At 40.2% G+C, this 684-nt stretch carries 1 protein-coding gene; it reads left to right on the forward strand.

Annotated elements, in window-relative coordinates:
- On the forward strand, window positions 1–684 hold a 684-nt coding region (locus R2B72_RS18585), incomplete at both ends, for a transposase (protein ID WP_318618374.1).

Here is a 684-nt window from a genome sequence, read left to right on the forward strand (position 1 = left end):
CAAAAAGCGGGTCTATATTTTGTTTCTGTGTTATGTGAGGTTGAAGAAGTGAAAGAAGCACATGTGCCCGAGCATGACGGAATTGGCATTGATTTAGGAATTAACACTTTTGCAGTTTGTAGTCATCATGTTCAATTCGACAACATCAACAAAACTCGGCCAGTAATTAAATTGGAAAAAAGCTTAAAGCGACAACAGCGGAAACTGAGTCGCAGTTACGAACAGAATAAGAATCGAAAGAGAGGTGACTTCTGCGCTAAAAACAGGCAGAAACAACTCTTAGTTGTTCAAAAATTGCACGCTAGGCTAGCGAACATCCGACAGGATTACATTCGATATGTGGTGAGTGTGTTGGTGAAAACCAAACCAACGTATCTTACGATTGAAGATTTAAACCTCAAAGGCATGAAGAAAAATCGGTATTTATCTAGAGCCATTGCAAAGCAGAACTTTTCTGCTTTTCGGGAAATGCTGACGGATAAATGTCTCGAGAAAGGCATCGAGTTGCGACTAGTGGATAGATGGTATCCTTCCTCCAAGCTGTGTTCAACTTGTGGCGTCAAAAAAACCACACTTAGCCTTTCTGAACGGACATTTTCCTGCGATAATTGCGATACGGTTCTTGACCGGGATTTTAATGCCAGTTTAAATTTGAAATACGCAAAAGAATACACGATTATCACA

This window comes from Sporosarcina sp. YIM B06819, from assembly GCF_033485175.1.
In the GTDB taxonomy this organism is placed as follows: domain Bacteria; phylum Bacillota; class Bacilli; order Bacillales_A; family Planococcaceae; genus Sporosarcina.